This window comes from Streptomyces sp. NPDC029296, from assembly GCF_055569255.1.
Genome location: NZ_JBVHXT010000063.1, coordinates 19773 through 35872, shown reverse-complemented (window position 1 = coordinate 35872; position 16100 = coordinate 19773). Strand labels below are relative to the sequence as shown.

The following is a 16100-nucleotide window of genomic DNA, read 5'->3' as shown; positions in this document are numbered from 1 at the left end:
CCCCCCCCCCCCCCCCCCCCCCCCCCCCCCCCCCCCCCCCCCCCCCCCCCCCCCCCCCCCCCCCCCCCCCCCCCCCCCCCCCCCCCCCCCCCCGCAGCCTCACCCGGACACGACGACCTTGTCGCCGACCTTCACCTGGGCGAACAGCCGCGCGATCCCCGCCTCGTCCCGCACGTTGACGCAGCCGTGCGAACCGCCCGCGTAGCCGCGCGCCGCGAAGTCGGCGGAGTAGTGCACCGCCTGGCCGCCGCTGAAGAACATCGCGTACGGCATCGGGGAGTGGTAGAGCGTCGACACATGGTGCCGTGACTTCCAGTAGACCTTGAACACACCTTCCCGGGTGGGTGTGTACTGCGTGCCGAACCGGACGGACAGCGTGTCGACCGTGCGCCCGTCGATCATCCAGCGCAGCGTCCGGCTGGTCTTGTCGATGCACAGCACCCGGCCGGTCAGACAGCGCGCGTCGGGCGCGGCGGCCGGCTGGGCAACCGTCACGTACAGCTCCCGGTGGGCCGGCTGGTGCGTCATCGAGCGCAGCCGCCGCCAGGTGACGGTGTCCAGCCTGCCGGTCGGCGGGAGCCCGCGCCTGGCCTGGAAGCCCATGACGGCCCGCTCGGTCCGCGGACCGTACGTCCCCGTCGGCGCGGCGGACAGCCAGGCCACCTGGCGCAGCCGTGCCTGGAGTTCCCGTACGGCCGGTCCGCTGTCCCCGCGCGCCCACAGCACGCGCGCCGGGGGCGCGGGCGGTGCCTTCGGCGTGGGGGTGGCCGGGGCGGTGCGGGGGACCGGCGTGGGCGCGGCGGCCCGCGGGGGCGGTGGGGAGGGTCTGGTGGCCGCCATCCCGGTGGGTGCGGGAGCGGGGCCGGAGGGCGAGTCGGCATGCACGGGCAGGCCGCGCTTGGCGTCGGGGCCCTGCGGCTGCATGGTGCAGCCGCAGAGGGTGGCGAGCGCGGCAGCCGCGGCGGCCGACGCGAGCAGGGTGGCGGGTCTCCCCGTGATCCTCATGCCGGGGATGTTTCCCCGCGCGACCGCCCGCCGAACGGCGTGTTCCGGGCGACTGCCGCCGCACCCCGCCTCCCGCGCGGTGCCGTCGGCCCGCGCGGCCGGGACCGGCCGGCGGTCCCGCGTGACCGGCGCCGGGCGGCGGGGCATGGTGGAGGGGTACGCGGCGTAGCGCGGAGGCGGCCATGGCACGCGAGTCGGAATCCGGACTGCCCATCGAGCCGGTCTACGGGCCGGCCGACCTGGCCGGCTGGGGCCCGGAACGGAAACTGGGCGAACCGGGCGCGTACCCGTTCACCCGGGGGGTGTACCCGACCATGTACACCGGCCGCCCCTGGACCGTGCGCCAGTACGCCGGTTTCGGCGCGGCGGCCGAGTCCAACGTCCGCTACCGGCAGCTGATCGCCCACGGCACCACCGGCCTGTCCGTCGCCTTCGACCTGCCCACCCAGATGGGCCACGACTCCGACGCGCCCCTGGCGCACGGCGAGGTCGGCAGGGTGGGGGTGGCCGTCGACTCGGTGGAGGACATGCGGGCGCTGTTCGACGGCATCCCGCTGGACCGGGTCTCCACGTCCATGACGATCAACGCCCCGGCGGCCCCGCTGCTGCTCCTGTACCAATTGGTCGCCGAGGAACAGGGCGTCGGCGCGGACCGGCTCACCGGCACGGTCCAGAACGACGTGCTGAAGGAGTACATCGCGCGCGGCACGTACATCTTCCCGCCGAAGCCGTCCCTCAGGCTGACGGCCGACGTCTTCCGCTACTGCGCCGGCGAGATCCCGAAGTGGAACACGATCTCGGTCTCCGGCTACCACATGGCCGAGGCGGGCGCGTCCCCCGCGCAGGAGATCGCCTTCACCCTCGCCGACGCCGTCGAGTACGTCCGCACGGCGGTGGCGGCCGGCATGGCGGTGGACGACTTCGCGCCGCGCCTGTCCTTCTTCTTCGTGGCCCGTACGACGCTGCTGGAGGAGGTCGCCAAGTTCCGCGCGGCGCGCCGGATGTGGGCGCGGGTGATGCGCGAGGAGTTCGGCGCGCGAAACCCCCGGTCGTGGATGCTGCGGTTCCACGCCCAGACGGCCGGGGTCCAGCTGACGGCCCAGCAGCCGGAGGTGAACCTGGTCAGGGTCGCCGTCCAGGCGCTGGCGGCCGTGTTCGACGGCACCCAGTCGCTGCACGCCAACTCCTTCGACGAGGCGATCGCGCTGCCCACGGAGAAGAGCGCGCGGCTCGCGCTGCGCACCCAGCAGGTGCTGGCCCACGAGACGGACGTGCCGGCGACGGTCGACCCCTTCGCGGGCTCCTACGCCATCGAGCGGATGACGGACGGCCTGGAGGAGGCCGCGCTGGACCTGATGCGCCGGGTGGAGGACCTGGGCGGTGCGGCCGCCGCGATCGAGCGGGGCTTCCAGAAGGCCGAGATCGAGCGGAACGCGTACCGGATCGCGCGGGAGACCGAGTCCGGCGAGCGGGTGGTCGTCGGCGTCAACCGGTTCCGGCTCGACGAGGAGGAGCCGTACGCGCCCCTGCGGGTGGACCCGGCGATCGAGGCCCGGCAGGCCGAGCGCCTGGCCCGGCTGCGGGCCGGACGGGACCGGCGCGCGGTGGCCGCGGCGCTGGCCGCGCTGCGGGAGGCGGCCGAGGGGAACGGCGGGGAGGCCAACGTCCTGTACCCGATGAAGGAGGCGCTGCGGGCCCGGGCGACGGTGGGGGAGGTGTGCGGGGCGCTGCGGGAGGTCTGGGGGAGCCACGTGCCGTCGGACGCGTTCTGAGGCGCGTGCCCCGGCGTCCCGGGTCCCGTAGGGCCGGACCGCGCGGGTCCCGCTGTCGTACCCGCGTGCGACACTCCCCCCATGTTCGGTGTCATCGACCTCCCCACGTACCTCGCGGGCCTGATCCTGATCGTCCTGCTGCCCGGCCCCAACTCCCTCTACGTCCTGTCCGTCGCCGCCCGCCGCGGCGTACGGGCGGGGTACACCGCGGCCGCCGGCGTGTGGTGCGGCGACACCGTGCTGATGACCCTGTCCGCCGCCGGGGTGGCCTCCCTGCTCCAGGCCAACGACCTGCTGTTCGGGATCGTGAAGTACGCGGGCGCCGGGTATCTGTCCTGGCTGGCGATAGGGATGCTGCGGGCCGCGGGGCGGATGTGGCGGACCCGTCACGAGCCGGCCGCCGAGGAGACGGAGTCCGTGCGGGCCGCCGACGAGCGCCCCTTCCGCCGGGCCCTCGTCGTCAGCCTCTTCAACCCCAAGGCGATCCTGTTCTTCGTCGCCTTCTTCGTCCAGTTCGTGGACCCGGGCTACGCCTACCCGGCCCTCTCCTTCGTCGTCCTCGGCACCTTCGCGCAGGTGGCCAGCTGTCTCTACCTCAGCGCGCTGATATTCGGCGGCACCCGCCTCGCCGCGGCCTTCCGCCGCCGCAAACGCCTCTCGGCCACGGCCACGTCGGCGGCGGGTGCCCTGTTCCTCGGGTTCGCGGTGAAGCTGTCCCTGGCGAGCGCGTGACACCCCGTCCGGCCCCCGCCCGGACGGACGGTCAGGCGTTGGTGCCGACGTGCAGGGTGCCGTCGGGGGTGGCGGTGGCGTAGGTGCCGAAGATGGCGCCGTTGGCGTCGATCTTGCCGCTGCCGCTCCAGGCGCCGGTGGTGCCCTTGCGGACGCGGTCCCACACCTCGCCCTTCACCAGCGCCTCGACGTGCAGGTCGCCGTTGGGCAGACCGGCGGAGGAGATCTGCGCCACCGCGCCCCCCGCGTCGATCTTCGTGGAGCCGCTCCAGGTGCCGTTCGCCGCGCGGGTGCGGTCCCAGACCTCGCCGCTGACCAGCGCCTGGACGTGCAGGGTCCCGTCGGGCAGCGCGCTCGCGGCCACGTCCCTGACGGCTCCTCCGGCGTCGATGCGGGTGCTGCCGCTCCAGGTGCCGTCGGCGGAGCGGGTGCGGTCCCAGATCTCGCCGTTGACGAGGGCCTGGACGTGCAGGGTGCCGTCGGGGAGGGCGGCGGAGGAGATGTCGGTGACGGCGCCGCCGCCGTCGATCTTCGTGGAGCCGCTCCAGGTGCCGTTGGCCGCCCGGGTGCGGTCCCAGATCTCGCCGTTGACGAGGGCCTGGACGTGCAGCGTGCCGTCGGGCAGGGCCGCCGACGCGACACGCGTGATGGCACCCTGGCCGTCGATCCTGGTGGAGTTGCTCCACGCGCCGTTCGCGGCCCGGGCCTTGTCCCAGATCTCGCCGTTGACCAAGGTCTGCACGTGCACGGTGCCGCCCGGGAGCGTCGCCGCCGACACCGCGTTGACGGAGTCGTTGGAGTCGATCAGCGTGGCGTTGGCGTCCCACGGGCCGCCGTCCGGGCGTGCGCGGTCCCAGACGCGGCCGTGCGGGGGCGAGGGCGGGAAGGGGTCGGAGCCGTCGCTGCCGAGTCCGGCCCGCGGTCCGCACACCGGCCAGGCGTTCTCGCCCTGCCCGGCCAGCACCTTCTCGCCGATCAGGATCTGCTCGCTCTTGGTGGCCTGGTGCGGGTAGGCCGCGTACTGCTGCCCGCCGTAGGCGTTCCAGGTGGCGAGGCTGAACTGGAGGCCCCCGTAGTACCCATTGCCCGTGTTGGCGCTCCAGTTGCCGCTGCTCTCGCAGTCGGCGACCTTGTCCCAGGTGGTGACCGAGGCGGCCCGGGCGGAACCGGGCAGTGTGCCGACGAGGGCCAGACCCGCAGCGCAGGCGAGCAGGGCGGCGGTACGGGGGCGGGGGGTGGTGCGGTACGCGGGCATGGCGGACTCCCAGGGGTGAGGTCGGTGGGAAGCCGGTGCCCGGCGGTGGTGACGCCACGGCCGGGCACCGGGTGGACTGACTGCGGAGGAGCGGGCTCGCCGGCCCGAGGTCAGGCGTTGGTGCCGACGTGCAGGGTTCCGTCCGGCGTCCCCGTCGCGTAGGTGCCGAAGACGGCGCCGTTGGCGTCGATCCTGGTGCTGCCGCTCCAGGCGCCGGTGGTGCCCTTGCGGACGCGGTCCCAGACCTCGCCGTTGACGACGGCCTCGACGTGCAGGTCGCCGTTGGGGAGAGCGGCGGAGGAGATCTGCTTGACGGCGCCGCCCGCGTCGATCTGCGTGGAGCCGCTCCACGTACCGCCCGCGGAGCGGGTGCGGTCCCAGATCTCGCCGTTCACCAGGGCCTGGACGTGCAGGGTGCCGTCGGACAGGCCGGCGGCCGCCACGTCGGTGACGGCTCCTCCGGCGTCGATGCGGGTGCTGCCGCTCCAGGTGCCGTCGGCGGAGCGGGTGCGGTCCCAGATCTCGCCGTTGACGAGGGCCTGGACGTGCAGGGTGCCGTCGGGGAGGGCGGCGGAGGAGATGTCGGTGACGGCGCCGCCGCCGTCGATCTTCGTGGAGCCGCTCCAGGTGCCGTTGGCCGCCCGGGTGCGGTCCCAGATCTCGCCGTTGACGAGGGCCTGGACGTGCAGCGTGCCGTCGGGCAGGGCCGCCGACGCCACGTCCGTGATGGCACCCTGGCCGTCGATCTTCGCGGAGCTGCCCCACGTACCGGCGGCGGAGCGGGTGCGGTCCCAGATCTCGCCGTTGACGAGGGTCTGCACGTGCACCGAGCCGCCGGGCAGGGAGGCGGCGGAGGTCGCGTTGATGCCGTCGTTGGAGTCGATCAGCGTGGCGTTGGTGTCCCACGGGCCGCCGTCCGGGCGCGAGCGGTCCCACACGCGGCCGTGCGGCAGGCTGGTGTCGCCGACGATGCTCTTCAGCCGCGCGGGCTTGAAGGTGCCGTAGCCCGCGTAGTACGGGTAGTCGATCTTGCGGTAGTGCACGCCCGACGACGAGAACTCGTAGCCCATGTAGGCGGTGTGGCTGGCGTCGGTCCACGAGGAGAAGAGGGCCACGTGGCCCGCGTTGCCCGAGCTGTCGTTCAGCAGGACGTCACCGGCGAGCAGTTGGTCCTTGCCGATCCACTCGGCCACGCCCTGCGGGACGAACGTGTCGGTGGTGAGGGAGGCACCCAGGTTCCAGGCCATCGAGACGTAGCCGGAGCAGTCGGTGCGGTAACCCTTGTAGTAGGCGCCCTGGTTGTAGTCGAGGCCTATGCCGACCCACGACTTGGCGCGGTTGACGACCTCGGCGCGGGTGATGGCCGGCGAGTCGACGGCCGCCGTGCTCAGGGAGCGCCCGGCGGACCGGCCGGGCACGGGAGCGACCGGGCCCTGCCCGGCGCCGCCGCCGTCGGCCCGGGCCGTGGCGCCGGGAGCGGTCGCGGGGGCGGCGACGGCGGACTGGACGGAGCCGAGGAGGCCCGCCGTGGCGAGGGCGACGACCGCGGTCGTGACGCGGCCCCGGCGCTTGAGGCTGGTGGAGGACACAGTTCTCCCTCGGGAGGTGGTGGGAAGGGGTTCGTCAGGCGTTGGTGCCGACGTGCAGGGTGCCGTCGGGGGTGGCGGTGGCGTAGGTGCCGAAGATGGCGCCGTTGGCGTCGACCTTGGTGCTGCCGCTCCAGGCGCCGGTGGTGCCCTTGCGGACGCGGTCCCAGACCTCGCCGTTGACGACGGCCTCGACGTGCAGGTCGCCGCCCGGCAGGCCGGCGGAGGAGATCTGCTTGACGGCGCCGCCCGCGTCGATGCGGGTGCTGCCGCTCCAGGCACCGCCCGCCGCGCGGGTGCGGTCCCAGATCTCGCCGTTCACCAGGGTCTGGACGTGCAGCGTGCCGTCCGGCAGGGCAGCGGCGGCGAGGTCCTTCACGCCTCCGCCCGCGTCGATGCGGGTGCTGCCGCTCCAGGCACCGCCCGCCGCGCGGGTGCGGTCCCAGACCTCGCCGTTCACCAGGGCCTGTACGTGCAGCGTGCCGTCCGGCAGACCGGTGGAGGACACGTCGGTGACGGCGCCGCCCGCGTCGATCCTGATGGCGTTGGACCAGGTGCCGTTCGCCGCGCGGGCGCGGTCCCAGATCTCGCCGTTGACGACCGCCTGGACGTGCAGGGTGCCGTCCGGCAGCGCGGCCGCCGCGATGTCGGTGATGCCGCCCTGGGCGTCGATCCTGCCCGCGTTGGACCAGGTGCCGTTCGCCGCCCGGGTACGGTCCCAGATCTCGCCGTTCACCAGGGTCTCGACATGCACCGTGCCGTCCGGCAGCGCGGCCGCGGCCACGGCGTTGATGTCGTCGTTGGAGTCGATCAGCGTGGCGTTGGCGTCCCACGGGCCGCCGTCGGGACGCGAGCGGTCCCACACCCGGCCGTGCGGCGCGGCGCTCGCGGAGATCTGGACGTCCAGGTAGTCCTGGTCGATGTTGAGGGTGGTGCCGCCCCAGGTCTCGCCGTGACCGCCCGAGTACTGGTGGATCCGCTGGTGGTCGCTCCACCGCGTGTCCGGCACGCCGGGGTCGTCCGTGTTCGCGACGCCGTTCCACAGCGCGTCGTAGATGACGTCCGGCATCGTGTACGCGCCACCGGCGTTGTCGGCCAGGTCGCGGATCCCCGAGCTGCTGCTGCTGTAGAACCCGGAGTGGTAGCCGCGGGCGTGCAGCTGCTCCGTCCACGCCGAGGCGAAGGCCAGCACCTTGGGGGTGTACGACGAGGAGTACTGCTCCATGTCGTAGTACAGCGTCGAGCCGGGGCCGAGTCCCAGTGCCGCCGCGTTGTCGACGGCGTCGGTCGCGGCACTGATCGCCTGGTTCTCGGGCGAGGTGAGGTCGGAGGCCTGGGCGCCGACGTAGATCGGTATGAACCGCCAGCCGGCCGAGGCCTGCTGCTGGACCCAGCCCGCCGTGAGGTTGGGCTGGCCGCAGGCCCGTTGCGAGCCGCCGATGTAGATCCCGACCGCGCCGTAGGGCGAGTCGGCCTTCCAGGCGCTCATGGCCGCGGACGAGGGGGCGGCGCAGGCGTCGAAGCCCTTGCCGGTGTAGTTGGTGGCCGTGGCGGGCAGGGCCGTCGCCGCGGTCGCCGCGGGCGCGGAGGCGGGGGCGGGGACGGCGTCCCGGGGTGCGTCCGCCGGGACGCCGGCCCCGTCCAGCACCCGCCGGACCAGCGTGGGATCGGCGTCGTAGGTCGCCGTGACCGTCACCTTGCCCGACCGGCCCCGGAGTTCGTGGGCGACGGGCTCGGCCACGGTCCCCCGGCGGCCTTCGGGGTTGTCGGCCGGCTCGACGAGAAGGGCCTCGGTACGCCCCACCAGATGGCTGGGGCAGTCCTGTTCGGCACCGGGGTGGCCCAGGTACACCACGTGCTGGTCGAAGCGGACGCAGGTGGTGGGGTGTGCGGCGAGGTCGACCACCTTCCAGGAGGCCGGCACGGTGAAGTCGTGGCCCCGGTAGGAGAGGTGCCGGGTCGCGGGCCCGCCGTCCGCGTGGACGGGAGCGGTGCCCAGCGCGGTGAGGCCGAGCGTCAGCAGTGCCAGGCCGGCCGCGGCTCTTCGGTGTTTGCCGCGACCGGATTCCTCGGATTCCCCTGTGGACAGGCGCATGAATGTCCCCCCTCTTGGTTCGTCCGGAATCGGGTGTGCGGAACCCGGTTCCTGAAATGACCAAGGAAATGTAGGCGGTGTGTGTGAGGGACACGCGTGCGAGAGTGCGGAACCGGACACCCTGGTCCACGCCCACCGGACAAGACGGACGGATTAGTTCCGCAGTAAATATGTTCATATGGAAACTAGTGATGCCCGATTGAGGAAGGGGCGTGAAGTGCGGGCCGACAGGGGGACGAGCCCGATTCACCTGTCGTTCACGAGGAAATGGGCGCAAACGACGACCCGTGTCCTCACGGCGACCTGCGCGGACCGCCCGGTGAACGCGGGGTCCTCAGTGCCCTCTTCAGCCGGGGGCCGAATGGTTTCTCCACGAAGCGGTGGATCAGCCAGGCCACACCCAGCATGGCGGTGACCGTCGTCAGGAGGGTCGGCCACGGGGGCAGGCCGAGGGGGTCGCGCAGGACGCGGATGGCGAACCAGCCCAGGTGCTCGTGGACCAGGTAGAAGGGGTACGTCAGAGCGCCCGCCACGGCCAGCCAGGGCCGGTCGGCCCGGCGGGTCCAGCCCAGGGCGACGGCGGCGACGGCGGCGAAGGCGAGGGTGACGATCAGCATGACGACGTAGGGATCGCGCACCGGACCGTCGCCGGCGCCCTGGTGCCACAGGCCGCGGGCCGCGGTGTACTGGCCGAGCACCCAGGACGTGCCGACGATGCCCCACAGCAGCGGATCGCCGCCGAAGCGGTGCACGAGGTACAGGGCGAGGCCGCCGATGAAGAACGGGGCGTAGTCCGGCATGACCAGCTGGTCGAGCAGGTCGTTGCCGGCGCTCCGGCACAGGACCGCCGCCAGCGTCCACCCGGCGCAGAACAGCACCACCCGGCGGTAGGTCACCCCGCGCACGACGACCAGCAGGGCGAACAGCGCGTAGAAGCGGACCTCCACCCAGAGGGTCCAGCACACGCCGAGCACGCGCGGCGCCCCCATCGGCTGCTGGAGCATCGTCAGGTTGACCAGGAACTCGTCCGGCCGCACGGCGCGCACGACGTCCGGCAGGGCGAGGGACGCGGCGGTGACCAGCACCAGGGCGACCCAGTAGGCGGGGTAGAGGCGGGCGGCCCGGGAGCGGAAGAAGTCGCCGAGCGTGCGGCCCCAACTGCTCATGCAGATGACGAAACCGCTGATGACGAAGAAGAACTGCACGCCCAGACAGCCGTAGACGGCCACCTGGGACAGGGCCGGGAAGAGCCGGGAGGGCGCCTGGTGCCAGGACTCGGTGACCGTGCCGCCGCGTCCGGCGTAGTGGTAGAGACAGACCGTCAGCGCGGCCAGCAGCCGCAGTCCGTCCAGGGCGGGCAGCCGGCCGTGGCGCGTGCCGGGGGCGGGGCGGGCGGCGGGGGAGGGGGCGGTGGATCTCTCCGGCGCGGGGGCGGGAGAGGGGGCGGTGGGCAGCGATGCAGACATGGTGTCCGGCGCCTACCCGACCCCGCGCCGGGCATCAGGGGATTGATGTGAATATCCCCGGTGGGAGCGATCGTCTGGCCGTCACTTGGACGAAAGACAGATGTAAAGGAGCGGGCTCGCACACGAACCCGCCCCTTGTGATCAGGAACGGTCAGCGGCGTACGGCCCGGCGCAGATTGCGCGCCTTGCGGGCCACGCGGCGGACCGTGGCGTTGCGCGGGATGAAGGCCATCTGGACGGGCAGCCCGCCCGGCAGCGCCAGCGCGGTCAGCCGCCTGCGCTTGAAGTAGCGCAGTATCCCGTCGTTCAGGTGCGCGGCGAGGTACGCCTCGGTCTCCTCGCGCAGCCTCGGCAGGATCTTCGGCTGCATCGCGAAGCCGACCGCGCGCACCAGCCCGCCCAGCGCCGTCACGTCCGTCCCCGGGCGCTGCCGGGCGACCGCCGCGGGGTCGGCCAGGTCGGGCACCAGCGCGTCGACGACGGTGACGGGGACGCGGTTGCTGTTCTCGAACGGCGTCAGCCGCTCCAGCAGCAACTCCGTGCCGACCCGCGCGACGGGCAGGTGGTACAGCGCGGAGGCGGTCAGCAGCGCGGTGGAGAAGCAGCCGACGACCAGCGCCGGGCGCATCCGCTGGTACAGCACCTCGGCCAGGACCGGTGTGCCGAGCACGGTCAGGTCGACACCGAGCTTCTCCGCCTCCTCCTCCAGGGAGCGGGTGAAGCGGGCCGGCGCGGAGGGGTGCGGCTTGAACACCACCCGCTTGTGGCCGAGCCGGACCGCGCCCCGCACCATCCGCACATGCAGGTCCTCCTCCTCCTCGGCGGTGAGGATGTCCAGCGCGGACAGGTACTGGCCCAGCAGCAGCGCCGGCTCCTCCACCTGCGGCAGATCACCGCCGGAGGGCGCCAGTTCGGCCAGCGTCTCGAGGACGGCGGGCGTCGGCACCGTCTCGCCGGGCACGCCGAACTCGGTGAGCAGCAGCGGCTTCAGACCCGGCACCAGATCGAGGTGGAGCACCCGGTCCACGCGGGTGCCGACCAGTGGGTCGATCTTGTTGCGGGTGGGGCCGTAGCTCATCAGGCCGTCGGCGTAGACCGTGACCGGGGCGCCGGTGAAGATCTGCGTGAGCGCGAGCGACGGGTTGACCTGGATCGACTCGACCGCCAACTGCACGTCGTCGTCGCCGAGCCGCCACTCGTGCCGCAGGAAGCGTTCCCACAGCGGCATGTCGTCCGCACGGGGCGACCAGCCGCCGGGGTGGAACGGGAAGATGGTCTCGTTGTACGAGATCACGTCGTCGAAGCGGTCGCGCAGCCGGTCGAAGCCGGGCATCGCGTCCAGCGCGGGCGTCGTCTCGGGCGTGGCCGCGTTGTTGCAGACCAGCAGGATCCGCCGGTCGGCGGGCCCGAAGCAGCCGGAGTCCAGGGCGGCGGCGAGCGTGGCCGTGCCGTACAGCGTCGACGCCTGGAAGATCTGGGTGGTCACGCGGCGGCTCCCGCGGCGACGGAACGGCGGCGCAGCCGGCGCAGCTTGGTGGCGCGCTGCAGGTCCATCGAGTCCAGCGCCTCGTCCAGCACGGCCTGCGGCATGCGCCGCAGCGCGGCGGCGCTCATGGAGGTCAGCTTCTTCGCCACCGTGGGCTCGAACCTTTCGATGGATCCCAGGTGATGGGAGATGATCGCGCAGTAGGTGCGCACGGCCTTCGGCAGCAGGGCCTCGGCGTCCCGGTCCGCGGCGGTCTCCGCGATCACCTGGTCGAACGCGCGGATGAAGTCCAGTTGCCGGACATCGCCGATCTGGGTGAGGGACGAGGCGACGCCGCGCCGGTAGAACACCCCGAGCAGGTTGACCACGGCGAAGGACTCCGCCTCGCGGTGCAGCTTCCAGATCCACGGCCGGTCCTCGGCCGTGCGCAGCCCGTCGGTGAAGTGCAGCAGGCCCCGGTCCAGCAGCCGCCGGTGGTAGATGCCCGCCCACGCGAACGCGTAGTCGACGGAGGTCGAGCGGTCGGCGGGCAGGATCACCTGCCGCGGGTCCAGCACCACATTGCGCCGGCCCACCGGCACCCGGTGCACACTGCGCGCCCGCGCGGTGCACTGCACATGGTCGGTGCGCAGGAAGTCGCAGCCCAGGCCCTCGACGGCGGCCAGCAGCCGCTCGTAGTAGCCGGGCGCGAGCCAGTCGTCGCCGTCCAGGAAGGTCACGTATTCGCCGCGCGCCCGGTCTATGCCGGTGTTACGGGCGGTGGCGAGCCCCCCGTTCTGCTCGTGCCGGACCAGTACCGCCCCGGGCAGTTCCTGTTCCGCGCGCGCGAGGATGTCTGGTGTCCCGTCGCGCGAGCAGTCGTCGACGAGAATGAATTCGAAGTCGTCGCGCGTGTTCGCACCGAGGCTCCTCAGTGTGTCGGGCGCGTATTGCTGCACGTTGTAGAACGGCACGATGACGGAGAGCTTGACCACGTCAGGGACGTTAGGCCGCGGTCCGTCATTCGTCTTGACGACTTCCTTGATACCAGGTGAACGAAGCGTGGCGAAGTCGTTAACCAGGCTTGTTCCGGGGCCGATCGCGCCCTGATTCGCCTCCTGTCGATGTGCTGTTAACCGTTTGTTGTATTCCGGTTGGGCGGTTCCTCTCCCGCGCTTCCTAGCGTCTTCGACGTGCCAGCAAGTACTGCGAAGTCCCTGCGGGTCGCCGTCCTCGCGGACTCCGACACCCGGTGGAAGTGGGGCGCGCTCACCGCGCGCCGGATCACTCCCGCGGCTGCCGAGGTCCGGCTCGACGGCTACCTCCTGCGCGGACGCGCCACCCCGACCGCCCGCCAGTTGGAGGAGGTCGGCGTCCGCGCCGACTCCCTGCGCGAGGTCACCGGCGTCGAATTCCTGCGCGAGATGGGCGAGTCGGCGCCCGACGTCCTCGTCCTCGCCCTCGTCGGCGGCGGCGTCCAGGCGATGCTGCACGGGCTGCGCGCCGCCTGGGGATCCGGGAAGCGGCCCGTGGTCGTCACCGGCTACGTCGGCGTCGTCTACGAGAAGCTCGCCGACGGACTGCTGCTGCGGCACGGCGCGGACCTCGTCCTCGCCAACTCGGCCCACGACGCGGACCGGTTCCGGGCCGTGTACGAGGGCGTGGGCGCCGACGCGGCCGCGGTCACCGAGGTCGCGCTGCCCTTCCTCGGCGGGGCCCCGTACACCGGTGAACACGACCCGTACACCGTGGTGTTCGCCGCCCAGCCGTCCGTGCCGGACAACCGCCGGGACCGCGCCTACCTGCTGGACCGCCTCATCGGCCACGCCCGCCGCCACCCCGAGCGCGAGGTGCTGCTCAAGCTGCGCTCCAAGCCGGGCGAACACACCACCCACATCGAGGAACTGCCGTACCAGAAGCTGGTCCAGGGCAAGGACCTGCCCGCCAACTTCCGGCTGGTGTACGGGCACATGGGCGAGGTGCTGGACCGTACCGACCTGCTGGTCACGGTCAGCTCCACCGCCGCCCTGGAGGCCCTGCACCGCCGTGTCCCCACGGCCGTCCTCACCGACCTCGGGGTGCGCGAGGCGCTCGGCAACCACCACTTCACCGGCTCCGGCTGCCTCGCCTCCTGGGAGCAGCTCGACGCCGGGCACCGGCCGGTGCCCGACGAGGAGTGGGTGGCCCGGCAGGGGGTGGCCGCCGACGGCGGCTACGCCACCGCCTTCGACACGGCCCGCGAACGGATCGCGAAGCTGCTCGACCGGCCCGGCGGACTGCCGCCCCTCACCCCCTACTACACCCCCGAGACCGCGCCCGGCTATCTGCCCGGCATCCTCGCCCGCCACCACCTCGGCCCCGACGGCGTCCCGCTGCCCGGCGCGCCCGCCGCCGACAAGTCGCCCGGCCCCGTCCGGCAGATCGTCCGCCGCGCCGCCCGCGGCGCCTACCGGCACGGCGTCCAGCGGGTCGCCCCCGTGATCCGGCGGATGGGCGAGCTGTGACCTCATCGCAAGGAGTAGAGCCCATGTCCCACTCGGAAGCGGACCCGGGCACCCCGGTCCGCCGGGTGCTCGCCGTCATCCCCGCGCGCGGCGGCTCCAAGGGCGTGCCCGCGAAGAACCTCGCCCCCGTCGGCGGGGTCCCGCTGGTGGCCCGCGCGGTGCGCGAGTGCCGGGCCACCCGGCTGGTGACCGACGTCGTCGTGTCCACCGACGACCAGGCCATCGCCGCCGCCGCCCGCGAGGCCGGCGCCGAGGTCGTGCTGCGGCCCGCCGCGATCGCCGGGGACACCGCCACCTCGGAGGCCGCCGTCCGGCACGCCATGGACACCCACGAGGCGCTGCACGGCGCGGCCGTCGACGCGGTGCTGCTCGTGCAGTGCACCAGCCCCTTCCTGCTCCGCGAGGACATCGACGGGGTGGCCGCCGCGGTCGTCGAGCACGGCGCCGACACCGCCGTCACCGTGGCCCCCTTCCACGGCTTCGTCTGGCGCGACGGCGACACCGGGGCCGAGGGCGGGGTGGGCGTCAACCACGACAAGTCCTACCGCCCGCGCCGCCAGGACCGCCCCCAGGACTTCCTGGAGACCGGCGCCGCCTACGCCATGGACGCGGCCGGCTTCCGGACGCACGGCCACCGCTTCTTCGGCCGCACCGAACTGGTCCGCACCGACCCCGCCCGGGTGCTGGAGATCGACGACCCGCACGACCTCGCCCGGGCCCGCGCCCTCGCGCCGCTCTTCGACGCGGACCGCCCCGGCGCGCTGCCGACCGCCGCCGACGTGGACGCGGTCGTACTGGACTTCGACGGCACCCAGACCGACGACCGGGTGCTGATCGACTCCGACGGACGGGAGTTCGTCGCCGTGCACCGCGGCGACGGCCTCGGCGTCGCGGCCCTCCGCAGGAGCGGCCTGAAGCTGCTGATCCTGTCCACGGAACAGAACCCGGTCGTCGCCGCCCGCGCACGGAAGCTCCAGATCCCCGTGCTGCACGGCATCGACCGGAAAGACCTCGCGCTGAAGCAGTGGTGCGAGGAGCAGGGCATCGCGCCGGAGCGCGTGCTCTACGTCGGCAACGACGTCAACGACCTGCCGTGCTTCGCCCTCGTGGGCTGGCCCGTGGCGGTCGCGAGCGCTCATGACGTCGTACGCGGCGCCGCACGCGCGGTCACCACCGTCCCCGGCGGTGACGGCGCGATCCGAGAGATCGCCAGCTGGATCCTCGGCCCCTCTCTCGATTCCCTCCCCAAGTAAGGACACCCCCTGATGAGCACCCACTCCCGTCTGCGCACCTTCGGTACGCGTGAGGTCGGCCCCGGCAAGCCCGTCTACATCTGCGGCGAGATCGGCATCAACCACAACGGTGAGCTGGAGAACGCCTTCAAGCTGATCGACGTGGCCGCCGAGGCCGGCTGCGACGCCGTGAAGTTCCAGAAGCGCACCCCCGAGATCTGCACCCCCCGCGACCAGTGGGACATCGAGCGCGACACCCCCTGGGGCCGGATGACCTACATCGACTACCGCCACCGGGTGGAGTTCGGCGAGGACGAGTACCGGCAGATCGACGCGTACTGCAAGGAGAAGGGGATCGACTGGTTCGCCTCCCCGTGGGACACCGAGGCCGTCGCCTTCCTGGAGAAGTTCGACCTGCCCGCCCACAAGGTGGCGTCCGCCTCCCTGACCGACGACGAGCTGCTGCGCGCCCTGCGCGCGACCGGCCGCACGATCATCCTCTCCACCGGCATGTCCACCCCGAAGCAGATCCGCCACGCGGTGGAGGTCCTGGGCAGCGACAACATCCTGCTCTGCCACGCCACCTCCACCTACCCGGCCAAGGCCGACGAGCTGAACCTCCGCGTGATCAACACGCTGGAGAAGGAGTACCCGAACGTCCCGATCGGCTACTCCGGCCACGAGACCGGCCTGCAGACCACCCTCGCCGCGGTCGCGCTCGGGGCGACCTTCGTCGAGCGCCACATCACCCTGGACCGCGCCATGTGGGGCTCCGACCAGGCCGCCTCCGTGGAGCCGCAGGGCCTCACCCGCCTGGTCCGCGACATCCGCACCATCGAGGCCTCCCTCGGCGACGGCGTCAAGAAGGTCTACGACTCCGAGCTGGGCCCGATGAAGAAGCTGCGCCGGGTCGCCGGGGCCGTCGCCGAGGCGGAGATCGCCGCGGCGGCCGGCGAGCCGGTCACGGTGTGAATCCAGGTCACTGACG

Annotated in this window: 12 protein-coding genes; 5 read left to right on the top strand and 7 right to left on the bottom strand. The window is 72.9% G+C overall.

Annotated features, from left to right (window positions below; genetic code table 11):
• Positions 1-99 precede the first annotated feature (99 nt).
• Entirely contained in the window at positions 100-1005 is a 906-nt protein-coding gene (locus ACZ4W9_RS37290) for a L,D-transpeptidase family protein (RefSeq protein WP_467943540.1), read from the bottom strand.
• A gap of 182 nt (positions 1006-1187) precedes the next feature.
• On the opposite strand from ACZ4W9_RS37290, the gene ACZ4W9_RS37285 reads away from it, so the two are divergent.
• Together ACZ4W9_RS37285 and leuE are read left to right on the top strand one after the other, a co-directional pair.
• Positions 1188-2777, top strand: coding sequence for an acyl-CoA mutase large subunit family protein (locus ACZ4W9_RS37285; RefSeq protein WP_467943538.1), 1590 nt, complete (start codon positions 1188-1190; stop codon positions 2775-2777).
• An 81-nt stretch (positions 2778-2858) separates the two neighbouring features.
• Positions 2859-3509 carry a leucine efflux protein LeuE gene (gene leuE, locus ACZ4W9_RS37280; protein WP_467943536.1) on the top strand — a complete coding sequence of 217 codons (651 nt, stop codon included), beginning with the start codon at positions 2859-2861 and terminating at the stop codon, positions 3507-3509.
• A 31-nt stretch (positions 3510-3540) separates the two neighbouring features.
• Here the strand turns inward: leuE and ACZ4W9_RS37275 are convergent, their stop codons facing one another.
• From ACZ4W9_RS37275 to ACZ4W9_RS37250, 6 genes are all read right to left on the bottom strand, one after another.
• On the bottom strand, positions 3541-4764 hold the full coding sequence (locus tag ACZ4W9_RS37275; RefSeq protein WP_467943534.1) for a transglycosylase family protein: 1224 nt from the start codon (positions 4762-4764) through the stop codon (positions 3541-3543).
• 110 nt (positions 4765-4874) lie between these two features.
• Positions 4875-6353, bottom strand: a complete 1479-nt coding sequence (locus ACZ4W9_RS37270) for a hypothetical protein (protein ID WP_467943532.1) — start codon at positions 6351-6353, stop codon at positions 4875-4877.
• Between the two features lie 34 nt (positions 6354-6387).
• Complete coding sequence (locus tag ACZ4W9_RS37265) at positions 6388-8445, bottom strand: glycoside hydrolase domain-containing protein (RefSeq protein WP_467943530.1); 2058 nt, start codon at positions 8443-8445, stop codon at positions 6388-6390.
• A gap of 293 nt (positions 8446-8738) precedes the next feature.
• Positions 8739-9911: an acyltransferase family protein gene (locus ACZ4W9_RS37260; protein ID WP_467943527.1), complete on the bottom strand. Its 1173-nt coding sequence runs from the start codon at positions 9909-9911 to the stop codon at positions 8739-8741.
• A 151-nt stretch (positions 9912-10062) separates the two neighbouring features.
• The gene (locus ACZ4W9_RS37255; RefSeq protein WP_467943525.1) at positions 10063-11397 is read right to left on the bottom strand and encodes a polysialyltransferase family glycosyltransferase; all 1335 of its coding nucleotides are present in this window, start codon (positions 11395-11397) and stop codon (positions 10063-10065) included.
• The gene (locus ACZ4W9_RS37250) at positions 11394-12371 is read right to left on the bottom strand and encodes a glycosyltransferase family 2 protein (RefSeq protein ID WP_467943523.1); all 978 of its coding nucleotides are present in this window, start codon (positions 12369-12371) and stop codon (positions 11394-11396) included. Before ACZ4W9_RS37250 ends, ACZ4W9_RS37255 begins: the two co-directional genes overlap by 4 nt.
• 198 nt (positions 12372-12569) lie before the next feature.
• Here ACZ4W9_RS37250 and ACZ4W9_RS37245 point away from each other — a divergent pair, with 198 nt between their 5' ends.
• Genes ACZ4W9_RS37245 through ACZ4W9_RS37235 form a run of 3 tightly spaced genes read left to right on the top strand, consistent with a single transcriptional unit; the run spans position 12570 to position 16084 of the window.
• On the top strand, positions 12570-13880 hold the full coding sequence (locus ACZ4W9_RS37245) for a DUF6716 putative glycosyltransferase (protein ID WP_467943521.1): 1311 nt from the start codon (positions 12570-12572) through the stop codon (positions 13878-13880).
• 23 nt (positions 13881-13903) lie between these two features.
• A complete protein-coding gene (locus ACZ4W9_RS37240) occupies positions 13904-15133 on the top strand; it encodes a cytidylyltransferase domain-containing protein (protein WP_467943519.1) in 1230 nt (409 codons plus the stop codon).
• 12 nt (positions 15134-15145) lie between these two features.
• Positions 15146-16084, top strand: coding sequence for an N-acetylneuraminate synthase family protein (locus ACZ4W9_RS37235; protein ID WP_467943517.1), 939 nt, complete (start codon positions 15146-15148; stop codon positions 16082-16084).
• Positions 16085-16100 lie beyond the last annotated feature (16 nt).